Source organism: Amycolatopsis sp. NPDC104863 (genome assembly GCF_055582965.1).
The window spans coordinates 516,391-540,407 of the sequence record NZ_JBVJOW010000008.1; the positions used below are offsets into that span (position 1 = coordinate 516,391).

The window sequence follows — 24,017 nt, forward strand, 5'->3', positions numbered from 1 at the left end:
CCACCCACCCGCCGGCAGACCCGAACTGGAGCTGATCTACGTGAACGACGACACCCGGCAGCTGCTGGCGGCCTGGAACGACACCACCACCGACGTCCCGGAGGCGGGCCGCACGCTCGCCCGGCTGCTCACCGAGCAGGCGGCCCGCACCCCGGACGCGACGGCGCTGGTGTTCGAAGGCGCGACCCTGACCTACCGCGCCCTGCACGAGCGAGCCGGCCGGCTCGCGCACCTCCTGGTCGAGCGGGGCGTGGGCCCCGGCGTCCTCACCGGCGTCTGCGCCGACCGCTCCCTTGAGCTCGTCATCGCCCTGCTGGGGGTGCTCAAGGCCGGCGGCGCCTACGTCCCGCTCGACCCGGACTACCCGGCCGACCGGCTGGCCTACATGGTCGCCGACAGCGCCGCGCCGGTCGTCCTCACCCAGACCCGGCACAGAAGCCTCTTCGACGCCGAGACGCTCTGCCTCGACGAGCTCGACCTGACGACCGGCCCGGCCACCACCGTCGAGACGTCCACAAAGGACCTTGCCTACGCCATCTACACCTCCGGCTCCACCGGCCGTCCCAAGGGTGTGCTGGTGCCGCACGAAGGCATCGTCAACCGGCTCGCCTGGACCCAGGCCGAGTACCGTCTCGACGAGACCGACCGCGTGCTGCAGAAGACGCCGTCCAGCTTCGACGTCTCCGTCTGGGAGTTCTTCTGGCCGCTGCTGACCGGCGCCACGCTGGTCATCGCACGCCCCGGCGGCCACCGTGACCCCGCCTACCTGGCCGGGCTGATCCGCGCCGAGCGGGTGACGACCGTCCACTTCGTCCCGTCGATGTTGCAGGCGTTCCTGCTCGACCCGGCCGCCGCCACCTGCACCGGCCTGCGTCGCGTGCTCTGCAGTGGTGAAGCGCTGCCCGCCGAGCTGCAGGCCCGGTTCTTCGAGACGCTCCCGGCTGTCGAGCTGCACAACCTCTACGGCCCCACCGAAGCCTCCGTCGACGTGACGTACTGGGCGTGCGACCCGGCGCAAAGGACAGTCCCCATCGGACGTCCGGTGTGGAACACCCGCACCTACGTCCTGGACGCCCAGTTGAACCCGGTCGCGCCCGGTGTCGCGGGAGAGCTGTATATCGCCGGGATCCAGCTGGCTCGCGGTTACCACGGCCGCCCGGGTCTGACGTCGGAGCAGTTCGTCGCGTCGCGGTTCGAGCCGGGGGAGCGGATGTACCGCACCGGCGACCTCGCGCGCTGGACGGAAGACGGCGCCCTGGAGTACCTCGGCCGCACCGACCACCAGGTGAAGATCCGCGGCCTGCGCGTCGAGCTGGGCGAGATCGAGGCCGTCCTGGACCGGCAGCCCGGTGTCGGCGGCTCGTGCGTGCTGGCCCGTGAGGACCGCGCGGGTGACCAGCGCCTGGTCGGCTACGTCGTCCCGGACGGCACCCCGGACGTCGAAGCCCTGCGTGCGGCGCTGGCGGAGAACCTGCCGGAGTACATGGTGCCCGCGGCGTTCGTCGTGCTCGACGCGCTGCCGCTGACCCCGAGCGGCAAGCTCGACCGCAAGGCCCTCCCGGCGCCGGACTGGTCCGCCGCCCGCACCGGCCGCGCCCCGCGTACCCCGCGTGAAGCGGCGCTCTGCGAGCTGTTCTCCGAGATCCTCGGTGTCGACGGCGTCGGCATCGACGACGGCTTCCTCACCCTCGGCGGCCACTCCCTCCTCGCGGCCAAGCTCGTCTCCCGCATCCGCGCGACGCTCGGCGTCGAGGCCGGCATCGGTGACGTCTTCCGCGCGCCGACCCCGGCCGGCCTGGCCGAACTGCTCGAAGACGCCCCGGAAGCGCGCCCGGCTCTGACCCCGCGCCCGCGTCCCGAACCGATGCCGCTGTCGTTCGCGCAGCGCCGGCTCTGGTTCCTCGACCAGGCCGACACCCGGAACTCCGGCTACCACATCCCGCAGGCGATCCGCCTCGACGGCCCGATCGACGCCGAGGCGCTGCGGAGCGCCGTCGAAGACGTCGTCGCCCGCCACGAAACCCTTCGCACGATCTTCACCCGCGACGGCGACGAGCCGGTGCAGCACATCCTGGACGCCGGCGAGGTCTCCTGGACCGAGGAAGAGTCCACCGAGGACACTCTCGCCGCCGACCTGACCGCCGCCACCGAGGCCGAGTTCGACCTCGCCCGCGAACTCCCGATCCGCGCCACGCTCTTCGGCCTCGCCGACGGCACCGCCGTGCTGCTGCTGGTCGTGCACCACATCGCGAGCGACGGCTGGTCGTTCGCCCCGCTCCTGCGCGACGTCTCGACCGCCTACGCCGCCCGGGTGGCCAAGGAACGTCCGAAATGGACACCGCTGCCGGTCCAGTACGCGGACTACACGTTGTGGCAACAGGAACTCCCCGTCGAGCGCGACCTCGCCTACTGGCGCGAGGCCCTCGCCGGACTCCCCGAAGAGCTGCCGCTGCCCGCCGACCGCCCGCGCCCGGCCGTCGCGAGCCACCGCGGCGGCGTCGTCCCGGTGGACGTGCCCGCGGACGTCCACCGCAGCCTCGCGGACCTGGCCGCGGCCGAAGGCGCGACGCTGTTCATGGTCCTGCAGGCCGCGTTCGCCGCGCTGCTCACCCGCCTCGGCGCCGGCGACGACGTCCCGGTCGGCTCGCCGGTCGCGGGCCGGACCGACGCCGCCCTCGACGACCTCGTCGGGTTCTTCGTCAACACCGTCGTCCTGCGCACCGCCACCGGCGGCGACCCGACGTTCCGCGAGCTCCTCGACCGCGCCCGCGAGACGTGCCTGGCCGCGTTCGAGCACTCCGAGGTGCCGTTCGAGCGGGTCGTCGAAGAGCTGAACCCGGCCCGCTCGCTGGGCCGCCACCCGCTGTTCCAGGTGCTGCTCGTCCTGCAGAACAACCTCGCCGCCGAGCTCGCCGTCACCGGCGTCCGGTCCACCGGCGAGCGCGTCGACATCGGTTACGCGAAGTTCGACCTGGCCGCGATCTTCGAGGAGCGTGACGGCGAGCTGACCGGCCTGCTGGAGTACGCGAGCGACCTGTTCGACCGCGCCACCGCCGCCACGCTGGCCGGCCGGCTGGTGCGCGTCCTCACCGCCGTCGCCGCGAACCCGGACACGCGCCTCGGCGACCTCGACCTCCTCGACGCCGCCGAACACGCCCAGGCCGTCACCGGCGGCATGCCCGCCCCCGCCGCGCCCGCCGCCACCCTGCACGAGCTGGTCGGAAGCCACGCTCGCCGCACCCCGGACCGCACCGCGTTGCTGTTCGAAAACGAGGCCGTCACCTACGCCGAGCTGGACACGCGCGCGAACGGCGTGGCCGCCCACCTGGCCGGCGTCCCGGCCGGGCGGATCGTCGCGATCTGCCTCGACCGCGGTCCCGAGCTGGTCGCCGCGATCCTCGGTGTGCTCAAGGCCGGCTGCGGCTACACACTCTTGGACCCGTCGTTCCCGGCCGAGCGGCGGCAGCTGCTGGCCGACCAGGTCGGCACTCCGCTGGTCCTCGACGACTTGTCCACTGTGGACGCCGTCGCGACCGCGCCGGTGCGGCACACCGACCCGGCCGGGCCCGCCTGCGTCATGTTCACCTCCGGCTCGACCGGCACGCCGAAGGGTGTTGTCGCCTCCCACGAAGCCGTCGTGACGACCATCCTCGGCCAGGGCTACACCGGCGACGTCTGGCTGCAGACCGCGCCGGTCTCCTGGGACGCGTTCGCGTTCGAGCTGTTCGGCGCGCTGCTCACCGGCGCGACCTGCGTCCTGCAGCCCGGCCCGAAGCCCGAGCCCGCGCTCATCGCCGACCTGGTCGAGCGGCACGGCGTCACGACGATGTTCGCCTCGGCCAGCCTGCTGAACTTCCTCCTCGACGAGTACCCGGCAGTGTTCTCACAGGTCAGCGACGTCTACACCGGCGGTGAGGTCGCCTCGGTCGCGCACCTGACGAAGGCTCTCGAAAGCCACCCGGCGGTGGCGTTCCACAATGCTTACGGGCCGGTGGAGAACATGATCTTCGTCAGCTGCCACCGCGTCACGGCGGCCGACCTCACCGGCGCGCCCATCCCGATCGGCACGCCGCTCAACGGCAAGCGCGCGTACGTCCTGGACGAGCGGCTGCGGCCGGTCGCGCCCGGCGTCGTCGGCGAGCTGTATGCGGCGGGCGGCGGCATCGCGGACGGTTACGCCGGCCGTCCCGACCTGACCGCCGTCCGGTTCGTCGCGTCGCCGTTCGAGCCGGGAGAGCGGATGTACCGCACCGGCGACCTGGTGCGCCGCCGCGCCGACGGTGTCCTCGAGTACGCCGGCCGCGCCGACGACCAGGTCAAGATCCGCGGGTTCCGCGTCGAGCCGGGCGAGATCCGGACCGCGCTGGGCACCCACCCGGCCGTCACCGAGTCCGCCGTCGTCGTCCGCGAGGACCGGCCCGGTCAGCAGCTGCTGGTCGCCTACGTCGTCGGCGAGCCGGCCGACTTCCGCGCCCATCTCGCCGAGCGGCTGCCGGAACACCTGGTGCCGAGCGCGTTCGTCCTGCTCGACGCGCTTCCCCTGACGCCCAACGGCAAGCTCGACCGCCGGGCCCTGCCCGCGCCCGAGCGCACGGCCACCGGCCGTGGGCCGCGCACCCCGCGGGAAGAAGTCCTCTGTGGACTCTTCGCCGACGTCCTCGGCGTCGAGACGGTCGGTGTCGACGACGGGTTCTTCGCCCTCGGCGGACACTCGCTGCTCGCCGCCCGGCTCGTCGCCCGCGTCGGCGCGGTGCTCGGGGTCCGGATCGGCGTCGCGGACGTCTTCCGCGCCCCGACCGTCGCCGGGCTGGCCGCGGTGCTCGACACCGCCCGCGCGGCCCGCTCGGCTGTCGTGGCCCGGCCGCGCCCGGACGTCCTGCCGCTCTCGTCGGCGCAGCGCAGCCTGTGGTTCGTCGAGCAGCTCGACCAGGCCGGCGCCACCTACAATGTCCCGCGCGCGGTGCGGCTGACCGGCGCCCTCGACGTCGCGGCGCTGCGCCAGGCGTTCGCCGACGTCGTCGAGCGCCACGAGGCGCTGCGGACGGTCTTCCCGGACACCGACGGTGTGCCCCGCCAGGAGATCCGCCCGCTCACCGAGCTGCCGTGGACCGAAGCCGCGGTGGACGTCGCCGGCTTCGCCGCCCGCGAGTTCGACCTGGCCGCCGACCTGCCGATCCGCGCCGCGCTGATCCCCGACGGCGACGACCACGTGCTGGTGCTCGTCACCCACCACATCGCCGGCGACGGCTGGTCGTTCGGCCCGCTGCTGCGCGACCTGTCGGCCGCGTACACAGCCCGCCTCGTCGGCGAATGTCCGAAGTGGACACCGCTGCCGGTCCAGTACGCGGACTACGCGCTGTGGCAACAGGACCTCACCGACGACTCCCTCGACTACTGGGCCGACGCGCTCGCCGGGCTGCCCGACGAGATCTCCCTGCCCTTCGACCACCCACGGCCGCCGGTCGCGAGCCACCGCGGCGCGACCGTTCCGGTGACCCTCGACGCGGACCTGCACGCCCGGCTCCTGCAGCTCGCCCGCGGCGAGCACGCGACGCTGTTCATGGTGCTGCAGGCCGGGTTCGCGGCCCTGCTGTCCCGGCTCGGCGCCGGGGACGACGTCGCCGTCGGCACCCCGTCAGCGGGTCGGCCGGACGCCGCGCTCGACGACCTCGTCGGCTTCTTCGTCACGACCCTGGTGCTGCGGACCGACCTCAGCGGCGACCCGAGCTTCACCGAGCTCGTGCGCCGGGTCCGGGAGAGCTCGCTCAAGGCGTTCGACCACGCCGACGTCCCGTTCGAGCGGGTCGTCGAGCGGCTCAACCCGGCCCGCTCGACCGCGCGGCACCCACTGTTCCAGGTGATGCTGGCGCTGCAGAACAACGTCGCGGCGAACCTGGCCCTGCCCGGCGTGGCCGTGGCCGACGTGCCGGTGGCCACCGCGACGGCGAAGTTCGACCTGACGCTGAACCTGGAGGAGACCACCGCCGGGATCGGGGGGTACCTCGAGTACGCGACCGACCTCCTGGACCCGGGTACCGCGGCCGACCTGGCCGACCGGTTCGTCCGCCTGCTCACCGCCGCGGTCGCCGCCCCGGACGTCGCGCTGTCCACTGTGGACCTGCTGTCGGACGGCGAGCGCGTGGCCATCGAGACGGCGAACAGCGAGACGGCCCGGTCGCTGCCGGACACTTCGGTGATCGAGCTGTTCGAGACGCAGGCCGCGGCCACCCCGGACGCGCCCGCCCTGCAGTTCGGCGGCACGACCCTGACCTACGCCGAACTGAACACCCGAGCCAACCGGCTCGCCCACCACCTGGTCGCCCGCGGCGCCGGGCCCGAGCAGTACGTCGCCCTCGCCCTGCCCCGCGACGAACAGCTGATCGTCGCCATGTTCGCTGTGCTCAAGACCGGCGCCGGCTACCTCGCGCTCGACCTGGAGTACCCGGCGGACCGGCTGGCGATGATGCTGGAGGACGCCGCCCCGGCCCTGGTCCTGAGCCGCGACGACCTCGTCTTCGACGGATCGGCCGAGAACCTGCCGCACACCGCGTCGCCGGACAGCCCGGCGTACGTGATCTTCACGTCGGGGTCGACCGGCCGCCCCAAAGGCGTGGTCGTCCCGCGGCGGCCGCTGCTGAACTTCCTGCTGGACATGGTCGACCGCTTCGCCATGAGCCCGGGCGACCGGCTGCTGGCCGTCACGACCGTCGGCTTCGACATCGCCGGCCTGGAGATCTTCGCGCCGCTGCTGGCCGGGGCCACCGTCGTCCTCGCGAGCCGCGACGACGTCCGCGACACCCGCGCCCTGGCCGCGCTGGCCGAGGACGGCGTCACGCTGCTGCAAGCCACGCCGAGCCTCTTCCACGCGCTGCTGGCCGAGCCGGTCGACCTCACGAGCGTGCACGTCCTGGTCGGCGGCGAAGCCCTGCCGGACGACCTGGCCGTCGCGCTGCGGGCCCGGGCCGCGTCGGTGACCAACATGTACGGCCCGACCGAGACGACCATCTGGTCGACCACCGCCCGCGTCGGCGAAGGCGCGCCGACCATCGGCACGCCGATCGCGAACACCCAGGTCCACGTGCTGGACCGCGCGCTGCGGCCGGTCCCGGCGGGCGTGCCGGGTGAGCTGTACATCGCCGGTGACGGCGTCGTGCGCGGCTACCTCGGCCGCCCCGACCTGACCGCGGACCGGTTCGTCGCCTCGCCGTTCGCGGTGGGGGAGCGGATGTACCGCACCGGCGACCTGGTCGCCCGCCGTCGCGACGGCGAGATCCGGTTCCTCGGCCGCGTCGACCACCAGGTCAAGATCCGCGGCTTCCGCATCGAGCTGGGCGAGATCGAAGCGGTGCTGGCCACGCACCCGGCCGTCGCGCTGCGCGCGGTCGTCGTCCGCGAAGACCGGCCCGGCGACAAGCGCCTGGTCGCCTATGTCCTGCCCAGCGAGCCGGTCGAGGCCGAGGAGCTGCGCCGGCACCTGGCCGCCGCGCTGCCCGGGTACATGGTGCCCTCGGCGTTCGTGCTGCTCGACGAGCTGCCACGGACGCCGAACGGCAAGCTCGACCGCAAGGCCCTCCCCGCGCCGGCGTTCGAAACCGCTGCCGGCCGGGTTCCGCGCACCGCTCGTGAGCACGCACTGTGCGAACTGTTCGCCGAGGTCCTCGGCGCGCCCGAGGTCGGCATCGACGACGGCTTCTTCGACCTGGGCGGCCACTCGCTGCTGGCCACCCGGCTCGCCGGGCGGATCCGCGCGGTGCTGGGCCTCGACGTCACCGTGCGGGCGCTGTTCGCGAACCCGACGGTCGCCGGACTGAGCGAAAGCCTCGGCGACGCCGTCGCGGCGCGCCCGGCGATCACCCCTCGCGAGCGGCCGGACCGCCTTCCGCTGACGTCCGGCCAGGAACGGCTGTGGTTCCTGGCCCGGATGGACCGTGACGACACCGCGTACCACATGCCGATCGCCCTGCGGCTGCGAGGAAACGTCGACGCTGCGGCGCTGGCAACCGCACTGTCCGATGTGGCCGGACGGCACGAAGCCCTGCGCACGTACTACGCCGAGGACGAATCCGGCCCGTACCAGGTCGTCCTCGACTCCTACGAGGTTCCGTTCGAGGTCGGCACCGGCTCGGTCGCCGACGCCGCTCGGACGCCGTTCGACCTGGCCGCCGCGCCGCCGGTCCGGTCGTGGCTGTTCGGCGAGGGTGACGAGCACGTCCTGCTCGTGCTGACCCACCACATCGCCGGGGACGGCTGGTCGATCCCGGTCCTGCTGCGCGACCTGGCCGACGCCTACGCGGCCCGTCTCGACGGCCGCGCGCCGGAGTGGGCGCCGCTGCCGGTCCAGTACGCGGACTACACGCTGTGGCAACGAGAACTCGACAGCGACGTCGCGTACTGGACGGCCGCGCTCGCCGGGGTGCCCGAGGAGCTGGCACTGCCGTACGACCGCGTCCGGCCCGCCACCGCGGACCACACCGGCGGCTCGGCGGCGATCGAGATCCCGGCCGAGCTGCACGCCCGGCTGCTGGAACTGGCCGCCGGGCAGCGCGCGACGCTGTTCATGGTCCTGCAGGCCGCGCTCGCGACCCTGCTCGCGCGGTTCGGCGCCGGCGACGACATCCCGATCGGCACCCCCGTCGCGGGCCGTCCGGACCCGGTTCTCGACAACCTGGTCGGTTTCTTCGTCAACACCCTTGTCCTGCGCACGGACCTCAGCGGCGCCCCGGCGTTCACCGAGCTGCTGGCCCGCGTCCGGGAAGCCGACTTGAGCGCGTTCGAGCACGACGACGTCCCGTTCGAGCGCCTGGTCGAGGAGCTGAACCCGGCCCGCTCGGCGTCGCGGCACCCGCTGCTCCAGGTGATGCTGGTGCTGCAGCAGGAGAACCCGCCCGTCGCACTGTCCGGTGTGGACACCGAGCCGTACGAGGTGACCCGCTCGGTCGCCAAGTTCGATCTCACCGTCGCGCTGGAGGACCACGGCGACGGAATCACCGGCGCCTTCGAGTACGCGACTGCCTTGTTCGACGCCGCCACCGCGGAGCGCCTGGCCACCGCGTTCGTCCGGCTGCTGGGGCAGATCGCCGACGCGCCCACCACATCGGTCGCGGCGTTCGACGTGCTCACCGCCGCCGAACGCGACCTTGTGCTGACCTCGGGCCACGCGGTCCAGGTGAGCGCCGCGCCGGAGGAGTGCCTGCACACGATCGTCGAGCGCCAGGACCCCGACGCCGTCGCGATCCTGTTCGAGGGCGAAGCGCTGACCTACGGCGAGCTGAACGCCCGCGCCAACCGGGTCGCCCACCACCTGCTGGACGACGGCATCCGCCGCGGCGAGGTCGTCGGAGTCTTGTTCGACCGCGGCCTCGACTTCGCCGCCGCCGTGCTCGGCGTGCTCAAGTCCGGGGCCGCGTACACCCTGCTGGACCCGAGCTACCCGGCCGAGCGCCTGGCCGCCGTCACCGAACAGGCCGGCGTGCGGCGGGTCCTGACGGCGATTCCCGACCACCCGGACACGACGAACCCACACGTCGAGCTGACCCCGGCCGACCTGGCCTGCGTCATGTTCACCTCGGGCTCCACCGGCGTGCCCAAGGGCGTCGCCACGTCGCACCGCGGTGTCGTCGCGACCATGGGCCAGGGCTACGCCACCTTCGACGCGGACCAGGTGTGGCTGCAGTGCGCGCCGGTGTCGTGGGACGGCTTCGCGCTCCAGCTGTTCGGCGCGCTGCTCTACGGCGGCCGGACGGTCCTGCAGCCCGGCCAGAACCCCGAGCCGGACCGCATCGCCGCGCTGGTCGTCGAGCACGGCGTGACCGTCCTGCACGCCTCGGCGAGCCTGTTCAACTACCTCCTCGACCAGGAACCGCAGGTCTTCACCGTGCTGCGCCGCGCCATGACCGGCGGCGAGCCGGCGTCCGTCGAGCACGTCACCAAGGCGCTGCGCGAATACCCGGACGTCGCGCTGATCAACGGCTACGGCCCGGCCGAGAGCATGGGCTACACGACGTTCCACCCGATCACCGCCGCCGACCTCGGCGGGACCGCGATCCCGATCGGCCGGCCGGTGGCGAGCAAGCGCGCCTACGTCCTCGACGCGCACCTCGCCCTCGCCGCGCCCGGTGTCACGGGTGAGCTGTACCTCGCGGGCCACGGCCTCGCCGACGGCTACCGCGGCCTGCCCGGCGCCACCGCCGAGCGGTTCGTCGCGTCGCCGTTCGTGGCGGGGGAGCGGATGTACCGCACCGGCGACCTGGTCCGGTGGAACGCCGACGGCGTCCTCGAGTACGTCGGCCGCGCCGACGACCAGGTCAAGGTCCGTGGCTTCCGCGTCGAACCCGGTGAGGTCCGGGCGGTGCTGGCCCGCCACGACGGGATCGAGCAGGCCGCGGTCGTCGTCCGCGACGGACGGCTGATCGGCTACGTCGTCGGTGCGGCCGAACCGGCTGAGCTGCGGGCCTATCTGGCCGACCGGCTGCCGGACTACCTCGTGCCGTCGGCGATCGTGCCGCTGGCCGAGCTGCCCCGGACGGCGAACGGCAAGCTGGACCGCCGCGCGCTGCCCGCACCGGACTTCGCCGCGGGTTCGCGACGGCGGCCGCGGACCGTCACCGAGAACGTCCTCTGTGGACTCTTCGCGGAGGTGCTCGGGCTGCCCGAGGTCGGTCTCGACGACGGCTTCTTCGAGCTGGGCGGGCATTCACTGCTGGCCGCCCGGCTGATCGGCCGCGTCCGCGCCGTGCTCGGGGTCGAGCTCGGCATCCGCGACCTGTTCCGCACCCCGGCCGTCGCCGGGCTCGCCGAGGTGCTCGGTGACGCCGCCCCGGCGCGGCCGCCGGTGACCCGCCGCGACCGGCCCGAGCGGCTGCCGCTGTCGTTCGCGCAGCAGCGGCTGTGGTTCGTCGACCAGGCCGAGGAGGCCAACGCCGGCTACGACGTCCCGCGTGCGTTGCGCTTGCGCGGCTCCCTGGATGTGGCCGCTCTGCAAGCCGCGTTGGCCGATGTCGTGGAGCGGCACGAGTCGCTGCGGACGGTGTTCCCGGCCCACGAAGGCGAGCCGTGGCAGGAGATCCTGACCGCGCCCGCGGTGCCGTGGACGCTCACCCAGTCCACTGAGGACTCGTTGCCGAAGGTGCTCGCGGAAGCCGCCGCGCACGTGTTCGACCTGCGGACCGAGCTGCCGATCCGGGCGCACCTGGTCCAGGTCGCCGCCGATGACCACGTGCTGCTGCTGGTGCTGCACCACATCGCGTCCGACGGCTGGTCGGCCGCGCCGCTGTGGCGTGACTTGGCCACCGCCTACGCGGCCCGCCTCGATGGCGACGCTCCGAAGTGGACGCCCCTGCCGGTGCAGTACGCGGACTACACGCTGTGGCAGCGCGAAGTCCTCGACGAAGCGGAGATCGCCGGCCAGCTCGCGTTCTGGCGCGACGCACTCGCCGGGGCGCCCGAGGAACTGGCGCTGCCCGCCGACCGGGTCCGCCCGGCCGTGGCGAGCCACCGCGGTGGCTCGGTGGAGTTCGCGCTCGGCGCGGACGTCCACACCGCGCTCGTCGAGCTGGCCCGCTCCGGGGGTGCGACGCTGTTCATGGCGCTGCAGGCCGGGTTCGCGGCCCTCCTGTCGCGACTCGGCGCAGGCGACGACGTCCCGCTCGGGACCGCCGTCGCCGGCCGCGGCGACACCGCCCTCGACGACCTCGCCGGGTTCTTCGTCAACACCCTCGTCCTGCGCACCGACGTCTCCGGGCAGCCGACGTTCCGGCAGCTCCTGGCCCGTGTCCGCGACGCCGGGCTGGCCGCGCTGGCGCACGCCGACGTCCCGTTCGAGCGGGTCGTGGAAGAGCTCAACCCGGCGCGGTCGGCCTCCCGGCACCCGTTGTTCCAGGTGATGCTGGTGCTGCAGAACAACGCCACCGCGCAGCTCGGCCTGCCCGGTCTGGTCACCGAGGGCGTCACGGTCCGCCGTGACGTCGCCAAGTTCGACCTGACCGCGGGTATCGAGGAGAACCACGGTCCGGATGGCACCCCGGCCGGGCTGACCGGGCAGCTGGAGTACGCCGCCGACCTGTTCGACGCGGCGACCGCGGAGTCGATCGCGGCGCGGTTCGCGCGGTTCCTCACCGCGGCTGTGTCCGCTCCGGACGTTCCGCTGGCCGACCTGGACCTGCTCGCCACCGCGGAACGGGCCGAGCTGCTGGCCTTCGGGACCACGGCGGCCACGGCCCCGGCGATGCGGCTGCACGAACTCGTCGAGCGGCAGGCGGCCTGGGCGCCGGACGCGACCGCGCTGGTCTTCGAGGGCTCGTCGCTCACCTACGGACAGCTCGACACCGAGGCCAACCGGCTCGCCCGGCACCTCGTCGCCGAGGGCGTCCGGCGCGGGGACCTGGTCGGAGTCCACATCGGACGGTCGCCGCGACTGGCCGTCGCGCTGCTCGCCGTGCTCAAGGCCGGGGCCGCCTACACCGTGCTGGACACGGACTTCCCGGCCGAACGCCTGGTCGGCGCCCTGCGGCGGACGTCGGCGGCGGTCGTCCTGACCGATGGACGCGAGCTGCCCTGGAAGCGGATCGACGTCGTCGCCGACGCGGCCGCGATCGCCGTCCGCGACGGTGGTGTCCTCGGTCTGCCCGGCAGCCCGGACGACCTCGCCGTCGTCATGTTCACCTCCGGGTCGACCGGCGTGCCGAAGGCGGTCGCGGCCCCGCACCGCGCGGTCGTCGGCACGCTGACCGGCCAGGACTACGCCGGGTTCGGGCCGGACGACGTCTGGCTGCAGTGCGCGCCGGTGTCGTGGGACGCGTTCGGCACTCAGCTGCTCGGGCCGCTGCTGGCCGGGGGCACGGTTGTGCTCCAGCCCGGCCAGCGTCCGGAGCCCGCCCTGATCGAGGACCTGGTCGTGGCGCACGGCGTCACGGTCCTGGACGTCTCGGCGAGCCTGTTCAACTTCCTGGTCGACGAGCACCCGGCGGTGTTCGCGACGGTCCGCCGCGCGATGACCGGCGGCGAGGCGGCTTCGCCCGCGCACCTGGCGAAGGTGCTGCGGTCGTACCCGCACGTCGCGGTGGTCAACGGGTACGGGCCGGCCGAGACGATGGGCTTCAGCACGGTCCACGCGGTGACGGCGGTCGACGGGCCGGTCCCGATCGGGCGGCCGGTGATCGGGAAGCACGCGTACGTCCTCGACGCGCGGCTGCGGCCGGTGCCCGCCGGGGTGGTGGGCGAGCTGTACCTGTCGGGGGTCGGCACCGCGCACGGCTACCTCGGGCAGCCCGGGCTTTCCGCGGAGCGGTTCGTGGCTTCACCGTTCGGGGCGGGGGAGCGGATGTATCGCACCGGTGACCTCGCCCGGTGGAACACTCTTGGCGTCCTCGAGTACGCGGGCCGAGCCGACGACCAGGCGAAGATCCGCGGCTTCCGCGTCGAGCCCGGCGAGGTGCAGGCCGTCCTGGCCGGCTTCGAGGGGGTCACGCAGGCCGCTGTCGTGGTCCGGGACGGGCTTCTGGTCGCCTACGTCGTGGGCACGGCGGACCCGGCGGTGCTCACCGATCTCGCCGCCGCGCGGCTGCCGGAGTACCTGGTGCCGTCGGTGATCGTGCCGCTGGCGGAACTGCCGCGGACCGCGAACGGCAAGCTCGACCGGGCCGCGTTGCCCGCGCCGCAGCGGGTCGTCACCGGGCACGTCGCACCGCGGAACCCGGTGGAGGTCGCACTGGCCGCGATCTGGGCCGACGTCCTCGGCGTTCCGGAGCCCGGAGTGGAGGACAACTTCTTCGCGCTGGGCGGCCACTCGCTGCTGGCGGCGAAGGTGACCGGCCGGATGCGCACGGAGCTCGGCGTGCGGCTGGGCGTCCGGGCGCTGTTCGAGGCCCCGACGATCGCCGCCCTGGCCCGGCTCGTGCCGGAGGCGTCCACTGTGGACGTCGAGCCGATCCCGGCTCGCGGGCACGGGGTCCGGACACCGCTTTCGCCGGTGCAGCGCGGACTCTGGTTCGCCGAGCGGCTCGCGCCCGGGTCCGCGGAGTACCTGGTACCCCTCGCCCTGCGCATCAACGGCGACCTGGACGAGGAGGCCTTGGCCGGCGCGCTGTCGGCGGTGGTGGCCCGGCACGAAATCCTGCGCAGCCGGTTTGTCGAGGTGGACGGCGAGCCGGCCCAGGTGGTCGACCCGGTCCGGCCGGTGCCGCTCCCGGTCACCGAGGTGAGCGACGTCGAAGCCTTCCTCCGGTCCCGGGTCGACACCCCGCTCGACCTCGAACACGGCCCCGTCTTCCGGGCCGCCCTGGGCCGGATCTCCGGCACCGAGCACGTTCTCGTCCTGCTCCTGCACCACATCGTCGCCGACGGGTGGTCCATGGGCGTCCTGGCCGCCGAGCTCCGCGACCACTTCGCCGGGATCCGCCCCGCGGCGCTGCCGGTGCAGTTCGGCGACGTCGCGGCGTGGCAAGCCGCCACCTCCGACGAAGCCGGGCTCGCGTTCTGGCAGGAGGCCCTCGACGGCATGCCGCACGTCGCGGAACTGCCCGCCGACCGGCCTCGGCCGCTCACCCGGGACATCGCCGGGGCCAAGACCCCGGTGCACGTGCCCGCGGCAACAGTAGGCAAGCTGGCCGCGCTGGGCGCCGAGCACGACGCGAGCCTCTTCATGACGGTCCTCGCCGCCTTCGAGGTCCTGATCAGCCGCTACACCGCGATGCGGGACTTCGCGATCGGCACTCCCGTGTCCGGCCGCAGCCATCCGCAGACCGAGCCGCTCGTCGGCCACTTCGTCAACACCGTCCCCCTGCGCGCCGACCTCACCGGCGACCCGGCGTTCACCGAGCTGCTGCGCCGGGTCCGTGCCGGCACCCTCGCCGCGTTCGACCACGACGACGTCCCGTTCGACCGGATCGTGGAGCTCCTGCGCCCGCAGCGCGACCTCACCCGCACCCCGCTGGTGCAGATCGTGTTCGCCCTGCAGAACAACGAGAAGGCCGGCTGGGCGCTATCGGGCCTCGACGTCGAACAGCTCGCCGTCGACACCCGGGTGAGCAAGTTCGACCTCGAACTCGCTCTCGCCCAAGACGCCGACGGCGCCCTGACCGGCATCTTCGAGTACCCGACCGCGCTGTTCGACACCACCACGATCGAGCGGCTGGCCGGCCACTTCACCACCCTGCTCACGAGGATCGCCGACGCCCCCGAAACCCCGGTCGGCGAGCTGGACCTGCTCGGCGACGCCGAGCGAACGCACCTGGTGCAGGGCGTCAACAGCACCGGCGTCGCCTACGACGAGAGCGTCTGCCTGCACCACCTCATCACCCGGCAGGCGGCGAAGACCCCGCACGCCGTCGCCGTCGAGTACCTGGACGACCACCTCGACTACGCCGGGCTGGAACGCCGGGCCGGAGTCCTCGCCGCCCGGCTGACCGAGCACGGCGTCGGCCCGGACGTCCCGGTCGGCCTGCGGATGGACCGCTCGATCGACCTGATCGTCGGCCTCGTCGCGATCCTCAAGGCCGGCGGCGCGTTCGTCCCGATCGAGACCGACGCGCCCGAACCCCGGGTCCTCGGCATCCTCGGCGACGCGAACTCGCCCGTCTGCTTGGTCGACGAAGGCGCGAAGACCCCGGCCGACAGCCGAATCACCTTCCTCGAAGTGTCCGATTTGGACGGGGAAGCGCCAGAGTCGGACGACACCACCCACCCGGACAACCTGGTGTCGATCTACTACACCTCCGGCTCCACCGGGAAGCCGAAGGGCGTCGCGAGCACCCACCGCGGCTGGGTCAACCGGCTGCGCTGGCACCAGGACACCTACCGCCTCCAGCCGGGCGAAGGCGTCCTGCAGAAGACGACGCTGGTCTTCGACGACGCGGCCGTGGAATGCCTGTGGCCGCTCATCGTCGGCGGCCGCGTCGCGCTGATCCCGCCGGGCCTGCACCGTGACCCGGCCGCGATCCTGGCCGGAGCGATCAAGCACCAGGTGTCGAACCTGCAGTTCGTGCCGAGCATGCTGACGCTGTTCCTGGAGCAGCTGACCCCGGCCGACCGCGCGGCCCTCAAGCCGCTGCGCAACGTCATCACCAGCGGCGAGGCGCTCCAGCCGGAACTGCTCAAGCTGTTCTTCGACCGGCTGGGCGAGCACGCCACCCTGCACAACCAGTGGGGCGCCACCGAGGTGTCGATCGACTCGACCATGCGCGAGTGCCTCCGGTCCGACCTCGACGGCGCGGGCTCGGTCAGCGTCGGCTCGCCGATCGCGAACAACCAGATCCACGTCCTGGACGAGCACTTCCGGCCGGTCCCGGTCGGCGTCCCCGGTGACCTCTACATCGGCGGTGTCGGCCTGGCCCGGGGTTACCTCGGCGACCCGGGCAAGACGGCGGCGGCGTTCCTGCCCAGCCCGTTCCACCCCGGCGAGCGGCTCTACCGCACCGGCGACCGCGGCCTGCGCACCCCCGACGGCGCGCTGACCTTCCTCGGCCGCCAGGATTCGCAGGTCAAGATCCGCGGCATCCGCGTCGAACCCGGCGAGGTCGAGCAGGTGCTGCTGGAGCTGCCGGGCGTGCGCGAAGCGGCCGTCACGGTGTGGCAGCCGTCGCCGGGTGACAAGCGCCTCGCCGGGTATGTCACCGCGCAGGCCGGCGTCACGCTCACCGAGACCACGATCCGCGAGCAGCTGCGCGAGCGCCTGCCCGTCTACCTCGTGCCGACCGCGCTGAGCGTGCTGCCCGAGTTCCCGACCACGACGAGCGGCAAAATCGACCGCAAGGCGCTGCCCGCGCCCGCCGCGGCCGGAGCCGAGTACCGCACGCCGGAAGGCCCGGTCGCGGAGCTGGTCGCCGAGGTGCTGCAGAACGTTCTCGGGGTCGAGCGGGTCGGGGCCGACGACAACTTCTTCGACCTGGGCGGGCACTCCCTGCTGGGTGTCCGAGTGGTCGCCGAGCTGCGCAAACGGCTCTCGGCGGACATCCCGATCCGGCTCATCTTCGACTCGCCCACGGTCGCGGAGCTGGCCGACGCCGTCGGCCGCGCGAGCGAGCGCGACTTCGAAGCGATCCCGAAGCGGCCCGACGGTCCCGCGCCCCTCGCGGGGGTCCAGGTGGGCATGTGGCTGGCCGACCGGATGGCGCCGTCGAGCGCGGAGTACCTGGTGCCCAACGCGGTCCGCCTTCGCGGCACCCTGGACGTCGACGCGCTGGCGGCCGCCCTGACGAAGCTGGTCGAGCGGCACGAGATCCTGCGGACCCGGTTCGTCGAGCTGGACGGCGAGCCCAAGCAGGTCGTCGACCCCGCCGGCCCGGTTCCGTTGCCGGTGACCGACATCGACGAGGTGGCGCAGGTCCTGGAGGCGCGGCCCGTCGACCTCGCCACCGGACCGGTGTTCTCGGCGGCGCTCGGCCGGCTGGCCGAGAACGACCACGTCCTCGTGCTGTCGGCCCACCACATCGTGCTCGACGGCTGGTCCGAAGGCCTCCTCGCCGAGGAGCTGCGCGACCTCTACGCGGGCGTCACCCTGCCGCCGTTGCCGGTGCAGTACGCCGACGTCGCGGCCTGGTCCCAGCCGACCGAAGCGGACGTCGAGTTCTGGCGGACGCAGCTCGCCGGGGTGCCGCAGGTCGTGCAGCTGCCCACGGACCGGCCCCGGCCGCCGGTCCGGGACCCGCGGGGCGCGCGGTACGAGTTCAGCGTTCCCGCGGAGCTGGCGAACCGGCTCGGCGAGCTGGGCGCGGAAGCCCGGGCCAGCCTGTTCATGACACTGCTCGCCGGGTTCCAGGTCCTCGTCTCCCGCCACACCGGGCTCCGCGAGTTCGCCGTCGGCAGCCCGGTCGCCGGCCGCGACCACCCGGACACCGAGCGGCTGATCGGCCAGTTCGTCAACACGCTCGCCCTGCGCGCGGACCTGACCGGCTCGCCCGGCTTCACCGAACTGCTGGGACGCGTGCGGGAAACCGCGCTGAACTCCTTCAGCCACCAGGAGGTCCCGTTCGACCGGGTCGTCGCCGAGCTGCGGCCCGAGCGTGACCCGAGCCGCAACCCTTTGGTGCAGCTGATGTTCGCTTTGCAGACGGTGTCCGAGGGTGGCTGGGAGCTCGGCGACCTGGACTGCGAGCCGCTCGGTGTCGAGACGGGCGCGGCCAAGTTCGACCTCGCCATGGTGCTGCGCGAGCAGCCCACCGGCGCGGTCGACGGCGTCCTCGAATATCCGGTCGCGCTGTTCGACGAGGAGACGGTCGCCGCGTTCGCCGACCGGTACGTCCGGCTCCTGACCGGCTTCGCCGCCGAGCCGGACCGGCGGGTGGACGGGGTCCGGATGCTCGACGCGGCCGAGATCACTCCGCTCGACGGCAACGCTCCGGGCGGGACTTTCGCGGAACTGGTGGAAGCCCAGGTGCGACGGGATCCGGACGCCCCGGCCGTGGTGGCCGGACCGGACTCCCTCACCTACGGCGAACTGGACAAGGCCGCCAACCGCGTGGCCCGCGTCCTGCAGAGCCGCGGTGCTGCTCCGGAGACGGTGGTCGCGCTGCTGCTGCCGCGCTCGGCCGACCTGGTCGTCGCCCAGCTGGCGGTCGTCAAGACCGGCGCGGCCTTCCTGCCGGTCGACCCGAGTTACCCGGAAGAGCGCATCCGCTACATGCTCGAGGACGCGAACCCAGTGCTCACGCTTCGGGAGCTGCCGGAGTCCACAATGGACGACGGTCCGCTGGACGTCGAAGTCGAGCCGGAGAACGCGGCGTACGTGATCTACACGTCGGGTTCGACGGGACGGCCGAAGGGTGTCGTCGTCAGCCACGCCGGACTCGCCACGCTCGTCGCCAACACCGTCGACGCCTACCGGGTCGGCCCCGGCGACCGGGTGCTGCAGTACGTGTCCCCGAGCTTCGACGCGTCGATCCTCGAGCTGTGCGCGTCGCTGATGACCGGTGCCGCGCTGGTCGTCACCCCGCCGGGCCCGCTGCTGGGCGACCAGCTGCGGGACGTCCTCGCCGAGGGCCGCGTGACCCACGCGCTGATCCCGCCCGCGGCCCTGGCCACGGTCGAGGACCCGGACCTGCCGGACTTCCGCACGGTCGTGGTCGGCGGCGACGTCTGCCCGCCGGAGCTGGTCGCGAAGTGGGCGCCGGGTCGCCGGATGCTCAACATGTACGGCCCGACGGAAGCTACGGTCGTCTCGACGGTCAGCGAGCCGCTGGTGCCGGGGGAGCAGGTCACCATCGGCAGCGCGCTGCGATACACCCGCGCCTACGTCCTCGACGACCGGCTCCAGCCGGTGCCGCCGGGCGTGGCGGGGGAGCTGTACGTCGCGAGCCCGGGCCTGGCCCGCGGTTACCTCGGGCGGCCGGGACTGACGGCCCAGCGGTTCGTCGCGAACCCGGCCGGCGGCCGGATGTACCGGACCGGCGACCTCGTCCGCCGCACCCGCGCCGGGAACCTGGAGTTCCTCGGGCGGACCGACGACCAGGTCAAGATCCGCGGCTTCCGCATCGAGCTCGGCGAAGTCGAGTCCGCGCTGCGGGCCCACCCGGCGCTCACCGCGGCGGTCGTGCTCGCCAAACCGGATCCGGCCGGGCAGAAACGCCTGGTCGCCTACACCGTCGGTGACGTCACCGCCGCCGATCTGCGGACCTTCCTGGCCCGGCGCCTGCCGGACCACCTGGTGCCGTCGGCCTTCGTCGTGCTGGACGCGATGCCGGTCAACGCCAGCGGCAAGCTCGACCGGGCCGCGCTGCCCGAACCGGCCGAGGAGACGGCGGACTACGTCGCTCCCGGCAGTCCCGAGGAGCAGCTGATCGCCGACATCTGGGCCGAGGTGCTCGGCGTGCCCCGCGTCGGGCTCGGTGACGACTTCTTCGCACTGGGCGGGCATTCCGTGCTCGCCGCCAAGGTCCGCATGCGGCTGCAGGCCGCCTTCGGCGTGGACCTGCCCCTGCCCGTGCTGTTCCAGACCACCACGGTCGCCGCGCTCGCCGCCGTGGTCCACACCGAGATCGAGGCCGAGCTCGCCGGCATGTCCGAGCAGGAGCTCCTCGACTCCCTCACCGAGGAGGCCAGCGCATGACCACGTTCGACACCCGCCCCGCCGACGCCGATCGGGCGGCCCGGCTGCGGGCCGCGGTGCTCGCGAAGCGGCTGCGCGGACGCGCCACCGCGCCGGTCCGCACCTTCGGCCGCGCCGACCGCGACGTCCCGCTCCCGCTGTCGGCCGGGCAGCAGCGCCTGTGGTTCCTCGACCGCCTCGACCCGGACAGCGCCGAGTACGCGGTCCCGCTCCTGCTCCGGCTGGACGGCGCCCTCGACGTCGGCGCGCTCCAGCACGCGCTCGACGCCCTCGTGGCCCGGCACGAGATCCTGCGCACGACCTACCTCGCGGAGGACACCAAGCCGCGGCAGGTGATCGGGGCGCCGGAACCGGTCGAGCTGCCGGTGGTCGAGGGTGACCTGGACACCGTGCTGGCGGAGTACGTCGGCCGGCCGTTCGACCTTGCCGCCGGGCCGGTGTTCCGCGCTCTGCTGGTCCGCGAGGCGCCCGAACGGCACGTGCTGGCGCTGAACGTCCACCACATCGCCTGTGACGGCTGGTCGCTGCCGATCCTGCTCGAGGACCTGCGCAAGCTCTACACCGGCGCCGACCTGCTGCCGATCGAACTGTCCTATGCGGACTTCGCCGTCTGGGAGCAGTCCCGGGTGGACGCTCACGACGCGGATCTCGCCTACTGGAAGGAGCGGCTCGCCGGCCTGGAGACCTTGGAGCTGCCCGCCGACCGCCCGCGGCCGGCCCAGCGTGACCCCCACGGCGCGTCGGCCCGTTTCACCATTCCGGCGGCCGCCGCCGAAGCGGTGCTGAACCAGGGAAAGAGCACGGGTGCGACGCCGTTCGTGACACTGCTCGCCGCCGCGTACGTCGTGCTCGGGCGGCACACCGGGCGGGAGGACATCGCCGTCGGCACCCCGGTCGCGGGCCGTGGCCGGGCCGAGCTGGAGCACATGGTCGGGTTCTTCGTGAACACCGTCGTCGCCCGCGGCGACCTCTCCGGCGAACCGGACTTCGGCACCCTCGCCGACCGCGTCCGCGTGGCCCGGCTGGCCGACCAGGCCCACGAAGACCTGCCGTTCGAGCGCCTCGTCCAGGAGCTGGCCCCGGAACGCGACCTCGCGCACACCCCGGTCGTCCAGGTGATGTTCGCCGTGTACGACTCGTCGTCGGGGGAGGCCTCCCTGGGCGACCTCGCCGTCTCGCCGGTGGACCTGGCTTCGAGCACCGCCAAGTTCGACCTGATGATCTCCTTCGTCCGCCAGGCCGACGGATCCGTCGAAGGTGTCCTCGAGTACGCGACGGCGCTGTTCGACCAGGCCCGGATGGACCGCATGGGCGAGCACTTCGTCCGGCTCTTCACCGAGCTCGCCGAGAAGCCCGGCGCCCGGCTGTCCGAAGTGGACGTCCTCGGCGCGGACGAGCGGACGCTGCTCCTCGACACCTGGAACGCCACCGCCGAGCCCTACCTGCGCGGCACGCTGCACGGCCGGATCGCCGAGCAGACCGCGTCGAACCCGGACGCGATCGCCGTCCGCTGCGGCGCGGCCGAGCTGACCTACGCCGATCTCGAAACCCGGGCGACCCGGCTCGCCCAGCGGCTGCGCGCCCACGGCGTCGGCGTCGAAACCCCGGTCGGCGTGCTCTGCGAACGCGGCCCGCTGCTGCTGCCGGTCCTGCTGGCGATCCTCAAGACCGGGGGCCACTACATCCCCCTCGACCCGGCCTACCCGCAGGACCGCAAGGAGTACATGCTGCGCCAGGCCGGCGCCCGCGTCCTCGTCACCACCCGCCGGTACGCCGGCGAGGACCTCGGTGAGGTCGTCGTCTACGCCGACGAGCCGGTCGCCGACGACCCGGCGCCGTGGCAGGACCCGGTGGTCGACCCGGAGAACCTCGCCTACGTCATCTACACCTCCGGCTCGACCGGGCGGCCCAAGGGCGTGATGATCAGCCACCGCGGGGTGCTGCACTACCTGGACTGGTGCCGCCAGGCCTACCGCGCCGACGAGGGCGACGGCGCGCCCGTGCACTCGTCGCTCGCCTTCGACCTGACCGTCACCGGGCTGTTCCTGCCGCTGCTGTGCGGCACGACCGTGACGCTGGTGCCGGAGGACGAGCACCCGGTGGCGGGCCTCGCGGACGTGCTGTCGAGCGGCCGGAAGTTCAGCTTCGTCAAGCTCACCCCGGCCCACCTCGAACCGCTGCGCCGCTGTCTGGAGCCCGCAGCGGCGGGCGCGGCCGCGCACCTGGTCGTCGGCGGCGAGCAGCTCACCGCCGAGGCCCTGGAGTTCTGGCGCGAGAACGCCCCCGACGTCGTCGTGGCCAACGAGTACGGCCACACCGAGACGTCCGTGGCGAACGTGATCAACCTGCTGCCCGCCGCCGAGTGCGTCACCACGCCGATCTCGGTCGGCCGGCCGATCTGGAACACCGAGGTCTACCTCCTCGACGAGCACCTGCGGCCCGTCCCGGCCGGGGTCACCGGTGAGCTGTACGCGGGCGGCGCGGGAGTCGCGCGCGGCTTCGCGGGCAGCCCGGGCCTGACCGCGGCCAAGTACGTGCCCAACCCGTTCGGCACCGGCCGCCTCTACCGCAGCGGCGACCTCGCCCGGTACCTGCCGGACGGCCGGCTGGAGTTCGTCGGCCGCACCGACCACCAGGTCAAGGTGCGCGGTTACCGCATCGAGCTGGGTGAGATCGAGGCCGCGCTGGTCGGCGGCCCCGGCGTCACCGAGGCGGTCGCCGTGGTCCGCGACGGCGCGCTCGCCGGCTACGTCGCGCCGTCCACTGTGGACGCCGAGGAGCTGCGGGCGCACCTGGCCGAGCGGCTGCCGGAGTACATGGTCCCGTCGACCCTGACCACTTTGGACACCTTGCCGCTCACCTCGAACGGCAAGATCGACCGCGTCGCGCTGCCCGCCCCGGAGGCCGCGCCGGTGTCGGCGTCCGGAGTGCTGCCGCGCGACGAGCTGGAGATGGCGATCGCGAAGCTCTGGGAGGACCTGCTCGGCCGGCGCGTCGGCGTCACAGACGGCTTCTTCGACGTCGGCGGCCACTCGCTGCTGGCCGTGGTGCTGGTCGACCGGATCAAGGCCGAGCTGGGCGCGACCGTCGGGCTGGCCGAGGTCTTCCGCGCCCCGACGATCCGGGCGCTGGCCGACCTCATCCGCGCCGGTGACAGCGGCGGGGGACTGGTCGTCCCGCTCTCGCCGGGCCGCGCGGGTGTCGCGCCGCTGTTCCTGCTGCCGCCGACGGCCGGGAGCCCGTTCCCGTACCTGCAGCTCGTGGCCGAGCTCGACCCGGCGCTGCCGGTGTTCGGCCTGCAGGCGCCCGGGTTCGCCCCCGGCGAGGACCCGGTGCACACCATCGAGGAGCTGGCCGCGGCGTTCGTGGCCGACCTGCTGCCGGTCGCCGGCGACCGGCCCATCCGGCTCGCGGGCTGGTCCCAGGGCGGGTCGGTGGCGTTCGAAATGGCCGCCCAGCTGGAAAAAGCAGGCCGCGCGGTCGAGCACCTGTGTGTCATCGACGCGACCGTCCTCGGTGTCGACGACTACGGCAACCCGCTCCCGGAGGTCGACACCAGCGACCCCCTCGCGTGGTTCGGCGAGGCCGTGCTGAAGCTGGCCCCGGGGGCCGTCGACACGCTCGACGAGATGCTCGCCGAGGCCCGCGACCGCGGCATGGTCTCGGAGGTGGCGGGCAACGCCGTCGTCGAGCAGATGGCCCGGGTCTACCTGGCCGGCAAGGACGCCGTCGAGGCCTACCGGTGCCGCGCGGTCGTCGACACCGGCATCCACCTCATCACCTCCACCGGCACCCACCCGGTGAAGGGCCGCCCGGAGGTGCGGCCGGAGAGCTGGCGCACCCGCACGCGCGGCGAGCTCACGGTGACGCCGGTGCCGGGACACCACTGGGACATGGTCGAACCGCCGCACGTGGCGGAGCTGGCCCGGGCCGTGCTGGCCGGGCTCGCCGTGACCGCCGACGAGTGAAGGAGAACGCC

Annotated in this window: 2 protein-coding genes; both read left to right on the plus strand. The window is 73.4% G+C overall.

The features are described from left to right. The first annotated feature begins 40 nt into the window (after window positions 1-40). Entirely contained in the window at window positions 41-20,038 is a 19,998-nt protein-coding gene (locus ACZ63J_RS38430; RefSeq protein WP_465407140.1) for a non-ribosomal peptide synthetase, read from the plus strand. Beyond that, on the plus strand, window positions 20,035-24,006 hold the full coding sequence (locus ACZ63J_RS38435; RefSeq protein WP_465407138.1) for a non-ribosomal peptide synthetase: 3,972 nt from the start codon (window positions 20,035-20,037) through the stop codon (window positions 24,004-24,006). Before ACZ63J_RS38430 ends, ACZ63J_RS38435 begins: the two co-directional genes overlap by 4 nt. The last annotated feature ends 11 nt before the right edge of the window (window positions 24,007-24,017 follow it).

Bases quoted from the DNA above. Each gene is read 5' to 3' on its own strand.
- ACZ63J_RS38435 (WP_465407138.1), top strand. From the start codon at position 20,035: ATGACCACGTTCGACACCCGCCCCGCCGACGCCGATCGGGCGGCCCGG.